This window comes from Paenibacillus sp. Pae15, assembly GCF_024519685.1.
GTDB classification, from domain to species: Bacteria; Bacillota; Bacilli; order Paenibacillales; family NBRC-103111; genus Paenibacillus_G; species Paenibacillus_G naphthalenovorans.
Map to the genome: position 1 here is coordinate 61,282 of NZ_JALJRM010000009.1, position 16,614 is coordinate 77,895.

Genomic DNA, 16,614 nt, shown 5'->3' on the forward strand with positions numbered 1-16,614 from the left:
ATCTTTGCGGCTTTTTTCATTCCATCAAATTTCCCAAAAATAAAATTCATACAAGGTGGTCATTATTCATGGGTAAAACAAAACATTCAGGGCGCATCAGCCTCCCCAGTCGTCCGGACCCGAAGCTGTGGGTCAGCAAAATGCCGTTCGGTCTCAATCGGATCAAACCCCGGCATATTCGTGACACATTAAAAGTTGTTTGGGATAATCGCGACCAGCTTCCATACGCTTACCGTATTCTGACTCAGGGCGTTTGCGACGGCTGCGCGCTGGGAGTGTCCGGTTTGAGAGATCAGACGCTGGAAGGACCTCATTTGTGTACGACGCGTTTGAACGTGCTCCGGCTCAACACCATGCCGGCCATTCCCGAAAAAATTCTGCATTCGGATATCGAAGAGCTCCGTAAGCTGAACAGCACGGAACTTCGTAAATTGGGCCGTATTCCCTATCCTTTAATCCGCCGCTCCGGAGAGAGCCGTTTCAGCCGTTTGTCATGGGATGAAGCACTCGACACGATTGCCGGCAAAATCCGCAGCATCGATCCCAAGCAGCTGGCTTTTTACTTGACGGCCCGCGGAATTACCAATGAATCCTATTATGTCGCTGCGAAAGTGGCCCGGTTCTTAGGGACGAATCATATCGACAACGCCTCCCGGATCTGCCACTCGCCGTCCAAAACCGCTCTGAAGCGTTCGGTCGGTATCGGGGCGTCCAGCTGCAACTACAAAGATTGGATCGGTACGGATGTGCTGGTGTTCTGGGGCAGCGTAGCCGCAAACAACCAGCCGGTATCCACCAAGTATATGTATGCCGCCAAACGGAAAGGGACCAAGATCATTGCGATCAACCCTTACCATGAGCCTTCTATGGATCAATATTGGATTCCGTCTGTTGCAGAATCCGCGCTATTCGGTACGAAAATTACGGACGATTTCTATCAGGTGAACATCGGCGGGGACATTGCCTTCATGAACGGCGTAATGAAGCATTGGTTCGAAATGGAAGAAGCTGCTCCCGGATCGGCCGTAAACCTGGATTTCGTCCGTGAGCACACGAACGGCTATGAAGAGCTGCGTGCCCATGTCATGAAACAGGATTGGGCGCTGCTCGAACAATCGTCCGGACTCTCGCGCGAAAGAATGCGTGAATTCGCCGTATTGCTCGCTCAAGCGAAGTCGGCTGTCTTCGTCTGGAGCATGGGGCTGACTCAGCACCGCTTCGGTACGGACAACATCTCGCAAGTGGCTAATCTCGCGCTGCTTAGGGGGTTCCTCGGCCGCGAACACTGCGGACTCATGCCCATCCGCGGACACAGCGGCGTACAGGGCTCCGGCGAGATGGGAGCAGACCCGTTCAGCTTACCCGGCGGAGAGTTTAAAGGCGCCGACATTGCAAGAATCGAAAAGGTATGGGGCTTTAAGCTGCCCGAGTGGCAGGGGGACATCGTTGGAGTCACGCTCGAGAACGCGCTGCTCCCCGATGATCACGAACGGAAGCTGAAAACATTCTACACTTCCGGCGGCAACTTCCTGGAGACGATGCCTGACCCTGACTTCGTGGAACGCTGCTTGCAAAACGTAGAGCTGCGGGTACACCAAGATATTATGCTGAACACGTCTACACTGGTGGATGCCAAAGAAACGGTCATCGTCCTGCCTGCTATGACCCGCTATGAGCAGCCGGGCGGCGGAACGTCCACGTCAACTGAACGCATGGTGTACTTTTCGCCTGAAATTGACGGGCCCCGTATGCCGGAAGCCCGTTCGGAATGGGAGATTTATGTCGACTTGGCTTCGCGTGTAAAGCCTGAGCAGGCGCATTTGATCCAGTTTAAAGACGCTGCTGCCGTCCGTGCGGAAATTGCAAAGGCTGCGCCAAATTACGACGGCATTCAGCACCTGAGCAAACGTGGTGACGTGTTCCAATGGGGTGGAGCATGGCTTTGTGAAGACGGAATCTGCCCTACGCCGGACGGACGGGGGAATCTGATCCCTATTGAGCTTCCTGAGCTGCGCAAGCCGGAAGGCCATTATTTTGCTACGACCAGACGAGGCAAGCAGTTCAACTCTATGGTGTACAGTGAAACCGACCCGTTCAACGGGGCGGACCGTTACGACGTCCTGATGAATGCGGAGGACGGCAAAGCACAGCAGCTGCAAGAGGGCGACGCCATTGTCGTTTATAATAAATATGGCGTATTCCATGGCCGGGCCAAATGGGCTGAGGTCAAATCCGGCAATATCGAGGTTCATTGGCCGGAAGGAAATGTCATCATTCCCAAAGGAGTCTATGAACCGCACGCGGGGATTCCGGAATACAACACCACTGTTATCGTGGAAAAGGCTGAAACGTACCATGCCCATAAAGATACAAAATATGTGGAACGCAGAATCGACGAATTGGAGCTGGTAAGCGAATGACCGCCGTGGATGTCTCGGTTTCGACCCGAACGGTATGGCGTTATGACGGGCAGCAGCTTAGCGAGCAGGAAGATCCTATTGCCAAGGAAACGCCGTTAACCATCCGGTTGGATGGCGAAGAATTCGCCACCATCGTATGCACCCCTTCGGATATAGAGGACATGGTTTTCGGATTTTTAGCCTCCGAAGGAGTGATCCGGGAAGCGAACGAGGTTACCCGCCTGCAGCTCAATACGAGCCGGGGATTCGCCGATGTTACACTGCTCTATCCCGAGCGCGGGAAAGTGATGGATCATTCCAAGCGCGTGATCGGATCATGCTGCGGCAAAAGCCGCCAGTTCTACCTGCGCAGTGATGTGCGGACGGCCAAAACGGTGATGACCCGTTCGCGCATTACACCCGACGAATGCCTCAAGCTGATTCGCCAATTGCAAGAAGGCTCCGATGTTTTCCGCCAAACGGGCGGGGTGCACAATGCGGCGCTCTGCTCCAGAGAGAAGCTGCTCGTTACCCGGACCGATATCGGCCGCCACAATGCGCTTGACAAGGTGTACGGGCACTGCCTGAGGGAGCGTGTGTCCATGAAGGATACCGCCGTCGCCTTCAGCGGCCGGGTAAGCTCGGAAGTGCTGCTCAAGACAGCCAAGATGGGCGTTGGCATTCTGCTTTCCAAATCGGCGCCCACCGATCTGGCGCTGGAGCTTGCCGACGACCTGGGCATTACCGTTATAGGGTTTATAAGAGGAAATACATTTAATGTATATTCGCATCCGGAGCGTTTGGAATAAGAAAACCGCTAACGGCCTATTCGTGGATGAGCGAGGTATTCAGTTTTGAACATTTAGACTTCTTTATCAAAAAACAGGAGGAACCGGTCCTTTTATGGGCTGGTTCCTCCTGTTCCGTTTAGCTTAAACCCTTCTCCGAACACTTCGTTCGTATCGCTCAGAATAACGAAAGCGCCGGGGTCAATCCTGCGCACCAACTCTTTGAGCCGGCTCACTTCCGTCTGCCCTACGACAACCATCAATACCGTCTTTTCCTCTCCTGTATAGCCGCCGGTAGCTTGCAGCTTCGTAAGTCCCCTGTCGAGCTCATAGAGAATAGCCTTCTGCAGCGCTTGCTCCGACTTCGAGATAATAAAAGCCACTTTAGAGTAGCTTAAACCTACCTGCACCACATTGATGGTCTTGCTCGTCACAAAAAGTCCGATCAGCGCATACATGGCCTTCTCCGGTGAAATCAGCAGACCCGCTGTTCCAATCACCAGCCCATCCAGCAGCGCAATGCATAAGCCCAGACCAATACCTGTATACTTATGCAAGATTTGTGCCGCCAGATCCAAACCGCCGGTCGATCCCCTGCCCCGGAAAACCAGCCCGAGTCCAATCCCTATGAGTACCCCGCCATAAATACTGGCGAGCAGCATATTGTCGGTCAGCGGCGGCAGATTACGTGTAAGGAAAACGAGCAGCGGCAGCAAAACCGAACCGAGGGCCGTTTTCACGCCGAATTGCTTCCCCAGCAGCACTGTACCGGCCAGAAACAAAGGAATATTCAGCGCCCATTGTGTAATCGCCGGCTCGATCCCTAACATGCTGTTGACAATAATGCTGATGCCCGATACCCCGCCAGACGCCACCTGATTCGGATTCAAAAATACATTAAAGCTGACCGCTATGATCACCGATCCGAGCAAAAGCAGCGCATATTCCATTAAACGGTGGCTCCATGTGCTTTGTGAACGTCTGCTGCCCCCCCGCCGGCGGCGGGAGCCGTATTTACTCATTCTAGTCAATGCAGTCTCACTCTGATTTGTCATGGCATCCTGCACCCGTCATACCCCCTGCCCTATGCAAAAAAATCCTACACTTCACCCGCGGCCTCCCCTGATAGCTCACCGGCTCCATATAGAGGCCGAGGGAAACCAGGAGGATTTGTGCGTTTCTAGTGTAGGATGAGCTTGGACACTCCGCTTTATGTTTCTCAGCTTTCTTTTTCCGGCTTCGTAATCTGCTGGCGCAGGTAAGCATCTATAAACATATCGAGCTCACCATCCATCACGGCATTCACGTTCCCGGTTTCCGCCTGCGTCCTGTGGTCCTTCACCATGCTGTACGGATGGAATACGTACGAACGGATCTGGCTCCCCCAGGCGATATCGGATACCTCTCCGCGGATTTCCGCCAGCTGCTTCTGCTGCTCTTCAATTTTCTTCTCGTACAGCTTCGACCGGAGCATCTTCATCGCGCGCTCCCGGTTCTTGATTTGCGAGCGCTCCGTTTGACAGCTAACCACGACGCCGGTCGGAAGGTGCGTAATCCGCACAGCCGAGTCGGTCGTATTGATGTGCTGTCCGCCGGCGCCGCTGGAACGGTACGTGTCCACCTTAAGATCCTCGGTTCGGATCTCGACCTCCACGTCATCATCGATTTCGGGCATAACATCGCACGAAACAAACGACGTGTGCCTGCGTCCGGATGCATCGAACGGCGAGATGCGCACCAGCCGGTGAACGCCTTTTTCCGCCTTCAAATAACCGTAGGCATTATAACCCTTAATCAGCAGCGTTACACTCTTCACACCGGCCTCGTCGCCCGGCAAATAGTCGAGCACCTCGACTTTGAAGTCTCTCTTCTCCGCCCAGCGGCGGTACATGCGAAGCAGCATCTCGGCCCAATCCTGCGACTCCGTGCCGCCCGCACCCGGATGCAGCTCCAGAATGGCATTCAGCCGGTCATACGGCTGGCTTAGGAGCAGCTGCAGCTCAAAGTCCTCGAGCTTCTTAACGAGAGCGGCAATCCCCTTTTCAATGTCCTCGGCCATGCTCTCATCTTTCTCTTCCTGCATCAGCTCCACCAGCACTTCGAGATCCTCGTACTCCGAAGCCAACGCTTGAAACTGATCCACCACGCTTTTAACTCCGTTCGCTTCGGCAATCAACTTCTGCGCACGCTCGTTGTCGTCCCAGAAATCGGGCGCCGACATTTTTTCCTCGTAATCCGCCACTTGCTCCAGCTTGAGATCTAAGTCAAAGAGACCCCCTAAGCTCAGCCAATCGCTTGGCCGTTTCTTGTAAATCGCGCTTCACATCTGCTTCTAACATGTCAAAACACCTCTGTCCGTAGTTTTAGCAGAAAAAGAGACCGGAGCGATTCCCCCGACCTCCTTTTCCGACGTCTTGTTCTCTTTATTTTTAAACTCCGTGGCACTGCTTGTATTTTTTGCCGCTGCCGCATGGGCACAAATCATTACGGCCAATCTTGTCTTCGTTCACGACAGGCTTCTTCGGCGCGGGCGCTCCATCGCTGCTATTGGTGGCGATCTCATGTTCCTCGGCCACGGCTTCACGCACGAGATTGGTCTCTACATGGGCCTTCATAATGTAAGTAGCCACTTCCTCCTGGATGCTCTGGATCATCTCCTGGAACATCTCATAGCCCTCGAATTGATATTCGCGTAAAGGATCCGTACCGCCGTACGCACGAAGATGAATCCCTTGGCGAAGCTGGTCCATCGCATCAATATGATCCATCCACTTGCTGTCGACCGCACGAAGCACCACAACCTTCTCAAATTCACGAATGAATTCTTCGCCGATCTGCTTCTCGCGCTCTTCATACAGTCTTCTCAAGAGATCCTTCATGTACTCGATGATCTCTTCTTTTTCTTTACCCCACAGCTCTTCGGCCGTCAGCTGACCTTCATGCAGGAACGTTCCGTTGGCGTAATCGACAATCGCCTGCAGGTCCCAATCCTCCGGTACCTGATCATCGGAGCAGTGGGCTTCAACGATGCGGTCGATGACCGGCATCATCATCCCGAGCACGATATCACGGATATTTTCGGATTCGATCACTTCGCGGCGCTGCTTGTAAATGATTTCCCGCTGCTGGTTCATCACGTCGTCGTACTGAAGAACGATCTTCCGTACATCAAAGTTGTTGCCTTCCACACGCTTCTGTGCGGATTCGATGGCTTTGGTAATCAGCTTGCTTTCAATCGGTTGGTCTTCCTCAAAGCCCAGGCGATCCATCATGCCCATAATGTTCTCCGCACCGAAACGGCGCATCAGGTCATCTTCCAGCGACAAGTAAAACTGGGAAGACCCCGGATCCCCCTGGCGTCCGGCACGTCCGCGCAGCTGGTTATCGATCCGTCGGCTTTCGTGGCGCTCCGTACCTATAATATGCAGGCCTCCGATTTCGGCTACACCTTCTCCCAGCATAATGTCGGTTCCGCGTCCCGCCATGTTGGTGGCGATCGTTACCGCGCCAGGCTGGCCCGCACGGGAGACAATTTCCGCCTCCTCGGCATGGTATTTTGCATTCAGAACCTGATGCTTCACGCCTTTTTTCTTCAGCATTTCGGACAGCCGCTCGGAGTTCTCAATCGATACCGTACCGACCAGCACCGGCTGGTTCTTCTTATGGCGCTCTACGATCTCATTCACTACGGCACGAAACTTGCTGCCTATCGACTTATATACAACGTCCGGCAAATCTTGACGGATCATCGGTTTGTTGGTCGGAACGACAATAACGTCCAGCCCGTATATTTTCTTCAGCTCTTCTTCCTCTGTCTTGGCCGTACCCGTCATCCCCGACAGCTTGCGGTACATCCGGAAGTAGTTCTGCAGCGTAATGGTCGCCAGCGTCATCGACTCGTTCTGTACTTGCAGCTTCTCCTTCGCTTCAATCGCCTGGTGAAGCCCTTCGCTGTAGCGACGGCCCGTCATCAACCGTCCGGTAAATTCATCGACAATGACGATCTCGCCGTCATTCACGACGTAATCTACGTCGCGGCGCATAATTGCGTGTGCTTTCAATGCCTGTTGGATATGATGGTTGAGCGTCACATGCTCATGATCGAATAAGTTCTCAATGCCGAACGCTTTTTCCGCTTTCTCCACCCCGGCCTCCGTCAACGTAACCGAGCGCAGCTTCACATCAATCACATAGTCTTCTTCTTCCTTCAGACCCCTTACAAAATTATCCGCTGTCAAATACATGGCGGTCGATTTGGCAGCTTGTCCGGAAATAATCAGCGGTGTACGGGCCTCATCGACCAAAATAGAATCGACCTCGTCGATGACCGCATAATAAAGCGGTCTTTGCACCATCTGTTCTTTATATACGACCATGTTGTCGCGCAAATAGTCGAATCCGAACTCGTTGTTCGTACCGTACGTAATATCGCAAGCATAGGCTTGCTGTTTCTCCGCATGCCCCAGATTCGCCAGGTTTACGCCGACGGTCATGCCCAAAAATTCATATATTTTGCCCATCTCGGCGCTGTCGCGCTGAGCCAAATAATCATTGACCGTGACCACATGAACGCCTTTGCCCAAGAGCGCATTCAAATATACCGGAAGCGTACCGACCAGTGTCTTTCCTTCACCTGTCCGCATTTCTGCGATCCGGCCTTCATGCAGTACCATACCGCCGATAAGCTGTACGTCATAATGACGCTTGCCAAGCACACGTTTGGAGGCTTCCCTTACAACCGCAAAAGCTTCCGGCAGCAGATCGTCCAGATCCTCGCCATTCTCCAAACGGTTGCGGAATTCGTTCGTTCTATTACGCAAATCTTGATCGGTTAGCGTCTGAATGGATTCTTCCAACGAGTTGATATATTCAACCGTCTTCCACATCCTCTTCAGTTCGCGATCATTCGAATCGCCAAATATTTTTTTCACGAGTCCTAGCATGCAGCTAATCCCCTTTCTCCTCTTCGAACAATATCATATAATTTAAATTGTAGCAGTTTGCTCTTCTCGCCGCAACAAACCGCTGTATTTCCTTATATTACTGAAAAGAGCCTGCCATCATGCGCCGCAGGCATCTTACGATGTTCCATCGGCGTTTCAGGCAAGCTCAGATCTTTCAAATGATCAGATTACCGGGCCGGCTCAATTAAACCGTATCTCCCGTCGTCGCGTTTATACACTACGTTGACCTGTTCCGTATCGGAGTTAGCAAAAACAAAGAAATTGTGGCCTACCATATTCATTTGCAGAATGGCTTCTTCCACATCCATCGGCTTCAGCGTAAACCGCTTCGTCCGTACCAATTCGTATTCGTCGTCTTCTTCAAGAGCAGAGGAAGCGCCTGGTTCCGATTCTACCCGGAATAAATCTTTAAGACCGCCTTCTTGGCGGATTTTGCGGTTAGCCTTCGTCTTGGCCTTCCGAATCTGCCGCTCCAGCTTGTCTACCACCAGATCGACCGAGGCATACATATCGGTATGCTTTTCTTCCGCCCTCAACAACAAGCCTGTAAGCGGGATCGTCACCTCAATGGCATGCATGCCTTTCACGACACTCAATGTTACGTTAACTTCAGATGTAGGGGGAGCTTCAAAGTACCTTTCCAGCTTACTTAGCTTTTTTTCAACATGATCTCTCAACGCTTCTGTCACTTCGATGTTTTCACCACGTATGTTGAATTTCATGTAGTACTCCTCCTTTCATACCTACATTATACCATATTCTCCTGCCGCATTAAAAATCCTTTAACATTCCTTTCACAAGAAATACACATACCATTTTCCAGCCGATTGGAAGGTATGCGCATACAAAAAAACACCCTGGAATTGCTCCCAGGGTGTCAGCCATCTTCAAACATAACCATCTATAAATGCGGCCGAATCCCGACCGGATGATTACAACTTGATGACGTTAGCCGCTTGAGGACCGCGTGCGCCCTCTACGATATCAAACTCAACGGATTGACCTTCTTCCAGCGTCTTGAAGCCATCGGCTTGAATAGCGGAGAAATGTACGAATACGTCGCCCCCGTCTTCGCGTTCGATGAAACCGTAGCCTTTTTCTGCATTAAACCATTTAACTTTACCTTGCATGCAAAAACATTCCCTTCGTTATCAAATAACTGCAAGCTCTAGCCTACATTTCGAATATATCACTCCAAACTTACCCATGTCAATGCGACATCAGCGTGTTATAAAAATATTTTGAAAATTCTCGTATTAACATTCTCTTGATAATCTATTCACAGCCAAAAAGCCCGTTCTGTCGCGGTTTTTCGACATTTCCCGCAAAGTTATCAACAGAGTTATGCACATTGTCCACAGGCAAAATAATACTCACAGCATGTCTGTGAGTATTATTACTTACTTATTCATTGAAGTATAGTCCGCAGCGTTGGGTTAGCATGAGCCAACATCAACCTGGACGTTTGACTTACCTTATTCTTTTAACAAACTTCATCTCCCGGTTCCTTTCCATACGCCGAAAACCCGGGTAATCAAAAAAGACCGCAGCCACCTCGCTTTTGAAGCCAGGAGCAAAACGATCTTTCACTGAACCTCTGCGGGAATAATCATCCAGAGTCATCTCATCTATTTCTTCCGATCAAAGAACACACTATCCAGAACAAATTCTGTTTCATACGCCGTTTTTTGCAATCGACCCCGGTTGATTTTACTTGTCCCTTGCAAGCCCTCATCTCTAAGCTCATTCATTTTGGCAAGGATTAGCGCATCATGCTGAAGCAAGCGCTGTACCCGGGCCGTATACTTGTTTCGTTCCGTTGGGGATAAAGAGTGGCTCTTCATCCTTTCAATGATTTGTTCTCTACTGTCAACATATGCTGATATCTCCTCATAGGTCATGTTCGACAGAGACTGCATCCAATCTCCCATGAGTTGTTCCAATTCTTGAATGAGCTCATCCATGGGTTACTCCGGCAGCACTACCCTGATGAACTAGCTTTGAGGCTTGAAACCACGTTTCCTTCAACTCAATTAAATATCCCAGTACTTCTTCAGCGGGTTCAATATTTTTCTTTGTATTTGCTTGAATCAACCTGTAATTAAAATATTCATAAAGCTTCATCAGATTATCCGAAATAGGCGATTGGGGGTCTAAGGTAATCATAAATTCGCTGATAATATCTTGAGCCCTGCAAAGATTGGTATTCGCTTCATCATATTTATTTTGCTTAATAGCTTCAATCGCCGCTCTGCAAAAACGTATAGCCCCGTCACATAACAAGATCAACAACTGCGCTGGGGTTGCCGTATGAACGGAGGCCTCCAAATATTTGTTTCTTTGTACTGATTGTATCATTTTCCATCCTCCTGCTATTAAGCTCCGCCGAATGCGCTGGCTAAGTATAAGGATTGAGAATTGTATCTGCTAATAGCACTCTCCATGGCAGTAAATTGTCTGTAATATCGATTTTCAATTTCGTTTAACCGTACATTCCATTTATCAATCTCTTTATCCATTTCATATAATCTTTTCCCAAGAACGCTATTATCTGAAAGAGATACGGCTGTTCCCGCTCTGCTCGTCAGACCGTCTAATGTTATTTTCAATTGATCATAAATCCGTTCTGCAATTCCCACATCAGATTGGTCCGCATCGCCATTTCCATTAGCCGTAAACATCGCGATGACAGCATCAGGATTTTCCTCGATGGCTTTTCTCAGCTTGTTTTCGTCAGTAAGATAAAGCTTCCCGTTTTCAACATATTGACCGGTCTCTATACCGATGGAGCTTAACGTTTTATAATCCTTGCTCCCTGTTTCCACTTGAGCCATGATCGCCATTCTCATGCCGCTGACCGCTTGGCTAAGATAGGAGTCGTTCCTCAAAAGACCGCTTCGTGCCCTTTTGGTCCAAAGCTCAATGTCGCTATCCTTCATTTCTTTTTTCTGCTCGTCACTCAGCGGTGGATAGCCTTGAAATCGGCTTTCGTTGATTTTGTCCTGCATCGTTTTTAAGATTTCGTTGTAATCATTAATGAAGCCCTTTATGCTCTCAACCATCTTGTCCGTATCTGTTTTTACTGTGACTGTAGTTGAAGAACCTGCCGGGGTCAGTGGATTTAACGTAAGCTCCACCCCATTAATGGTAAAGGTATTGCTCTTCTTCGTTATCCCGGTTACCCCGTTGATGTCTACAGATGCATCCGTTGCTGCTGTACCTGCACCCGTTATCTTTAATATGTCCGTAGTAAAGTTCCCTTTTACGTTTTCGAAGGTGATGTTGGCTGAATCCTTATTGGCGCCATTCACTGTTCCCGTCTGCTTCGAAGTAAACGAGACCAATCCTCCCGTACTCCCCACTTCATAAAAAGACGTAACATTCGTATTTGCATTGATACGGGCAATCACATCATTAAGCGAATCTACATTCGGATCGATCGTAATCACATTACTGCCATTGATCTTAATTTCATAAGTCTCATATGTAGGAGGGTTCGTCGCCGGAGTAACCTGTGTTAGCGTGCCTGCCAAATTAGCCGCTTGACTCGCTAATGTTTTTGTCGGGTCAAATGACGAATTCGCTCGTATATCGCTTGCACTTCTATTTGTGGCGGCTGTAGCTACATTGTTTACTTTAATATTCAATTGGCCGATCTGCGCATCGCCTGTCGCTTTCGCTGTAATAATATCCGCGTTAGCGGAAGTGGCCGTTCTGGAACTTAAATTACCTTCCAACTTAAAGTTAAACAATTTGTTGTTGCGATAATCCCACAGCTTCGTATTCATATCGCGATAATCTTCACGCTGCCATTCTATTAACTGCTTTTTTTGTTTAAGGACGTCCAATGGTTTTCTATGGGCCATCATTAGGCCTTTAACAATGGAATCGATATCCATGCCGCTAGCCAATCCACTAAAGCGATTAATGGGCGTAACCATCATTTATCAACTCCTGCTTCAATAAATTATCTTTTTTCATCTATGATGATTCCAGCCATCTCCCATATCTTAGCAATTAAATCGAGGTTCTTCTCTGGCGGTATTTCTCTAATCAGCTCTCCGGTTTCCTTGTTCAGTACCTTGACAAGGATTTGCTTCGTTTCTTTATGTACAGAAAATTCCAAGAAGGTTGACGCCCCTTCAATGGACTTAATAGCCCGTTCGATTGCTTTGATGAACTGTTCCTCACTAACAGGAATGTTCTCTCCCCTAAGTTCCGCTTCTTTTAAGTCCTTTACTGAATGCAGGTTAGCCGCAGATGTAACACGCCATTCGCTACCCCCAGACTCGCTTCTTGTCGATGGGTATCTATTCTTCTCAGAAGCTCCGGTCGGTACATTTATATCCACCTCAAACACCTCCATGACTGGGTTCATATGATAGTAATATCGGACAATCATATGCATTGTGTTAGAGGAATTGCGGAAATCAACTATATTTTTAATAATGATTCCAGCGCTTTTACTACAGTCTTCTGGGTCTCGGTCTCCATCTGCGGCCAGATCGGCAAACTAATGACCTCCGACGAGGCCTGCTCGGCAATAGGCAATGAAATGGAGTCGTCTTGAAAAACCGGCAATCGATGGACCGGGATAGGATAGTAAATCATTGTATCTATACCTTGGTCTGCAAGGTTTTTTTGCAAACGATCTCTCTTCCCATCTAATATACGAATAGTGTATTGATGGAAAACGTGAGATGATCTGTGGAAGTCAGCTGACTCTGGAAGAACAATCCCAGGTATACCCGCAAGCCATTCATTGTAATTATTAGCAATCTGAATGCGTTGGTTATTCCATTGGTCAATATAAGGCAGCTTTACACGAAGAATGGCGGCCTGTAATTCATCCAGTCTTGAATTATAACCAAATGTTTCGTTATGGTATTTCTTTTTGGATCCATGAATTCTAAGCATCCTTGAATACTCAGCAATCTCTTCATCATCTGTCGCTATTAGTCCCCCGTCTCCGTATGCTCCTAAGTTTTTCGTAGGGAAAAATGAGAAGCATCCTGCAGCTCCCAGCGTCCCTGCCTTTTTACCTTTGTATTCAGCACCGAATGCTTGGGCTACATCTTCAATCACCTTGAGTCGATAGCTTCTGGCCATCGCCAAAATTTCATCCATCTCTGCCGTTCTCCCGAATATATGAACAGGTAAAATGGCTTTAGTTCGCGGTGTGATAGCTTGCTCAATCAAAGACGGATTCATATTAAACGTCCGAGGATCAATATCGACAAATACGGCCTTCGCTCCAACCTGATGAATAGCTTCCGCTGTCGCAAAGAAAGTAAACGGTGTCGTGATAACTTCATCACCCTCGCCAATTCCGACTGCCTTTAAAGCAATAATCAACGCATCCGTACCGGAATTTAGAGCTACAGCATGCTTTACACCCAAATAGGCGGAAACTTCCTCTTCGAATGCTCTTACGTTCTCTCCCATAATAAAATGGCCGGATAAAAGGACATTTTCAATGGAATCCATTAATTTGCTTTTCAGGCTTTCAATTTCACTTTGCAAACTGAATACCGGAATTTTGCCCATGGCATCATCCAACCTTCCTATAACTTCTTTAAACGCCGGTGACCTCCATCATCCTGAAGGAGATACTGTTGTCCACACGAGGTGCATGTTAGGGGTTGGCGTTCTTCGTTTAAAGTTGTTCCGCATTCGCAAACCCACCCGATTGGCCGCGCCGGAACCCCTGCAACTAAAGCATATTCCGGTACATCTTTTGTGACTACCGCCCCAGCCGCAACAAAGCCCCATTGACCGATAGTAACGCCGCATACAACTGTTGCATTCGCTCCGATCGAAGCCCCGCGGCATACCCTGGTCACCGCATAATCATCGCTTGTATTTCTCGGAAAAGCCGATCTGGGTGTCTTTACGTTGGTGAAAACCATGCTCGGCCCACAAAAAACATCATCTTCCAAAATAACGCCTTCGTATATGGATACATTATTTTGTATTTTTACATTATTTCCAATTTCCACTTTGTTTGCTATAAACACATTTTGTCCAATATTACATCTTTCACCGATCTTTGCACCGCCCATAACATGAGAGAAATGCCATAGCTTTGTCCCTTTACCGATCACCGCACCTTCATCTACATAGGAGGACTCATGTACAAAAAATTCACTCATGTGCTCTTAGCTCCTTTTGCAGCAGATTTGAGCATTGTTCCAATATTTTGATGACTTCCAGCCCATTCTTTCCATCCGATAACGGCTGCGCACGCTCATCCAGACATGCTAAAAAATGCCTGCATTCCAGGGTTAACGGTTGTACCTCGCCATGATAAACAATCTCGCTGCCTTCATCGCGGTTGGACAAATCCCCTTGAATACCTTTCTTATGAAGTGTTACGATTTGCTGTTCTTCATCGTAAACAAGCATGCCCTCGGAACCTATCGCAACCAATCTGCGCCGAATTTCCGGCCACGCCCAGGAAGTATGCAAATGGGCATGGACCCCGCTGGCAAAAGATAAATGCACATATACATCGTCTTCTATGGCAGGCTGAATCATCCTTTGTCCGTTCACAGAGATCCTGGCGGGCGACTCCTCAATAAGATAAATAAAAACGGCTAAGTCATGAACCCCAAAGCTCCACAATACATTTTCAACGGATCGAACCCGCCCCAGCTTTAATCTTTCCTGATGAACAGCCTGCAGGTTACCTATCATGCCCGCCTTTAGGCACGCTTTTATTTTTTGAATGGCCGGTTGATAAAGCAGCAAATGCCCAACCATGAGAATTAAATTGTTATTGTTCGCTATCTCAACAAGCTCTTCCGCATCCCGAACGGATAAAGTCATCGGTTTTTCTATAAAGACGTCTTTGCCCTTTTCAAGAGCTTGTTTAGCAAGAGCGAAATGGGTAGACGCAGGTGTCGCAATAACGATAGCCGTATTGATAGTCTCTAAAGCCTGCTCATAATTGGATAAAACAGGAATGTCAGGATATTGATCCAATAATGCTGCTCGCAAGCGGGGATCCGTCTCCACAATTGCAGATAGAGCATGCAGTTCATAAAAGGTGCGGACCAGATTTTTTCCCCACTGCCCCGCGCCTATTACAATTACTTTCGTCATAAAAACTACCTACTTTCGGAGAAAAAGCATATCATCCAATTTATAGGCGATACAGCTTTCCAACGGTTTTCACAGATTTTATTGCATTTCTTGTATCAAAAATAATCTTTGCCGTATTTCCAAGCAGCTCATAGTCAAAATCAGAATGATCCGTAGTGACAACCGTGATATCTGCTTTTTGGATATTTTCTTTACTTAATTCAACACCCTCGTAGTTCTTTCCTTTGTAGGTGAAGGCAGGAATTCTCGTATCACTATATACAACGTTAGCTCCACGTATTTCGAGTAATTCCATAATTTTAATTACAGGCGATTCTCTAAAATCATCAATATCCTTTTTATATGCAATACCAAGTAAATGGATTGTTGACCCATTAATAGGTTTTCTCTCTTCATTTAATATATGTCCTATTCTCTCTACAACAAATTCCGGCATACTGTTATTGATCTCGCCGGCTACCTCAATCAATCGTGTATGGTAGTTGTACTCACGAGCCTTCCAAGTCAAGTACCACGGATCAATCGGAATACAATGACCTCCAAGTCCGGGTCCTGGATAAAACGCCATAAATCCATAGGGCTTCGTCTTAGCTGCATCGATAACTTCCCATATATCTATCCCCATCCGGTTACAAAGGATAGCCATCTCGTTAGCTAAAGCAATGTTTATATTTCGAAATGTATTCTCATATATTTTCTCCATCTCGGCAACTGCAGGGCTGGATACGCGGTGAACCGTACTTTCAAGTACTTGCTCGTAAAGTGTAGCAGCGACCTCCGTACACCCTGCCGTGACACCGCCGACTACTTTCGGGGTATTCTTTGTATTATACAATTTATTTCCCGGATCAACTCTTTCCGGCGAGTAAGCCAAGAAGAAATCTTTTCCGCATATTAGACCTGTGCTTTCCAAAATAGGCTTAACTACTTCTTCTGTCGTTCCGGGATAGGTTGTACTTTCAAGCACAACCAATATCCCCGGACGCAAATATCGGGCTACCTCTCCCGCGGAAGCTCTGACATAGCTTAAATCAGGTTGTTGGTAACTATCCAATGGCGTCGGCACGCAAATGGCTACGACGTCCAATTTATTAATCTCAGAGTAATCCGTCGTTGCTTTGATCGAGCCTTGTTTGATTAATTCCTTCAATTCATCCTCGACAACATCGCCGATGTAGTTAATACCCTGATTAACCATATCGACCCGCTTTTGTTGAATATCAAAGCCGATTACCTTATACCCGGCCTTTGCTTTCTCAACTGCGAGCGGAAGCCCGACATAGCCAAGTCCTATGACGCCAAGTACAGCGGTTTTGTCCCGAATTCTATCCATTAATTGAGATACGTTATTAGTAAATG

15 protein-coding genes are annotated in these 16,614 nt (G+C 48.1%); 2 read left to right on the forward strand and 13 right to left on the reverse strand.

The features are described 5' to 3' along the window. Positions 1–68 precede the first annotated feature (68 nt). On the forward strand, positions 69–2,420 hold the full coding sequence (locus tag NR121_RS09795; RefSeq protein ID WP_062410124.1) for an FdhF/YdeP family oxidoreductase: 2,352 nt from the start codon (positions 69–71) through the stop codon (positions 2,418–2,420). Further along, positions 2,417–3,208: a formate dehydrogenase accessory sulfurtransferase FdhD gene (gene fdhD / locus NR121_RS09800; protein ID WP_054817659.1), complete on the forward strand. Its 792-nt coding sequence runs from the start codon at positions 2,417–2,419 to the stop codon at positions 3,206–3,208. The genes NR121_RS09795 and fdhD overlap by 4 nt, the downstream gene beginning before the upstream one ends. Before the next feature lie 92 nt (positions 3,209–3,300). Here fdhD and NR121_RS09805 read toward each other — a convergent pair whose 3' ends face one another. The 13 genes from NR121_RS09805 to NR121_RS09865 form a co-directional block, all read right to left on the reverse strand. Next, positions 3,301–4,242, reverse strand: a complete 942-nt coding sequence (locus tag NR121_RS09805) for a YitT family protein (protein ID WP_375162521.1) — start codon at positions 4,240–4,242, stop codon at positions 3,301–3,303. Between the two features lie 164 nt (positions 4,243–4,406). Next, positions 4,407–5,526 (reverse strand): peptide chain release factor 2 gene (gene prfB, locus NR121_RS09810; protein WP_174351637.1). Its coding sequence is split into 2 segments (ribosomal slippage): positions 4,407–5,453 and positions 5,455–5,526, totalling 1,119 coding nucleotides; the frame shifts between segments, so codons are not numbered across the junction. Positions 5,527–5,616: 90 nt separating this feature from the next. Beyond that, positions 5,617–8,130 carry a preprotein translocase subunit SecA gene (secA, locus tag NR121_RS09815; protein ID WP_062410126.1) on the reverse strand — a complete coding sequence of 838 codons (2,514 nt, stop codon included), beginning with the start codon at positions 8,128–8,130 and terminating at the stop codon, positions 5,617–5,619. A 188-nt stretch (positions 8,131–8,318) separates the two neighbouring features. Further along, entirely contained in the window at positions 8,319–8,873 is a 555-nt protein-coding gene (gene hpf, locus NR121_RS09820) for a ribosome hibernation-promoting factor, HPF/YfiA family (protein WP_074729023.1), read from the reverse strand. 210 nt (positions 8,874–9,083) lie between these two features. Continuing rightward, positions 9,084–9,281: a cold shock domain-containing protein gene (locus tag NR121_RS09825; protein WP_062410128.1), complete on the reverse strand. Its 198-nt coding sequence runs from the start codon at positions 9,279–9,281 to the stop codon at positions 9,084–9,086. A 498-nt stretch (positions 9,282–9,779) separates the two neighbouring features. After that, positions 9,780–10,115, reverse strand: a complete 336-nt coding sequence (gene fliT / locus NR121_RS09830; RefSeq protein WP_054817661.1) for a flagellar protein FliT — start codon at positions 10,113–10,115, stop codon at positions 9,780–9,782. Beyond that, positions 10,108–10,509 carry a flagellar export chaperone FliS gene (gene fliS, locus NR121_RS09835; RefSeq protein WP_054817662.1) on the reverse strand — a complete coding sequence of 134 codons (402 nt, stop codon included), beginning with the start codon at positions 10,507–10,509 and terminating at the stop codon, positions 10,108–10,110. Before fliS ends, fliT begins: the two co-directional genes overlap by 8 nt. Positions 10,510–10,526: 17 nt before the next feature. Next, positions 10,527–12,095, reverse strand: a complete 1,569-nt coding sequence (gene fliD, locus NR121_RS09840; protein WP_256831143.1) for a flagellar filament capping protein FliD — start codon at positions 12,093–12,095, stop codon at positions 10,527–10,529. Positions 12,096–12,118: 23 nt separating this feature from the next. Continuing rightward, positions 12,119–12,502: a flagellar protein FlaG gene (locus tag NR121_RS09845; RefSeq protein WP_235594181.1), complete on the reverse strand. Its 384-nt coding sequence runs from the start codon at positions 12,500–12,502 to the stop codon at positions 12,119–12,121. Positions 12,503–12,585: 83 nt separating this feature from the next. Continuing rightward, on the reverse strand, positions 12,586–13,698 hold the full coding sequence (locus NR121_RS09850; protein ID WP_054817712.1) for a DegT/DnrJ/EryC1/StrS family aminotransferase: 1,113 nt from the start codon (positions 13,696–13,698) through the stop codon (positions 12,586–12,588). Positions 13,699–13,715: 17 nt separating this feature from the next. Then, positions 13,716–14,303 (reverse strand): acyltransferase, encoded by a 588-nt coding sequence (locus NR121_RS09855; protein WP_062410133.1) that lies wholly within the window; start codon positions 14,301–14,303, stop codon positions 13,716–13,718. Continuing rightward, a complete protein-coding gene (locus NR121_RS09860) occupies positions 14,296–15,255 on the reverse strand; it encodes a Gfo/Idh/MocA family protein (protein ID WP_256831144.1) in 960 nt (319 codons plus the stop codon). Before NR121_RS09860 ends, NR121_RS09855 begins: the two co-directional genes overlap by 8 nt. 40 nt (positions 15,256–15,295) lie before the next feature. Then, positions 15,296–16,588 (reverse strand): nucleotide sugar dehydrogenase, encoded by a 1,293-nt coding sequence (locus NR121_RS09865; RefSeq protein ID WP_054817713.1) that lies wholly within the window; start codon positions 16,586–16,588, stop codon positions 15,296–15,298. Positions 16,589–16,614 lie beyond the last annotated feature (26 nt).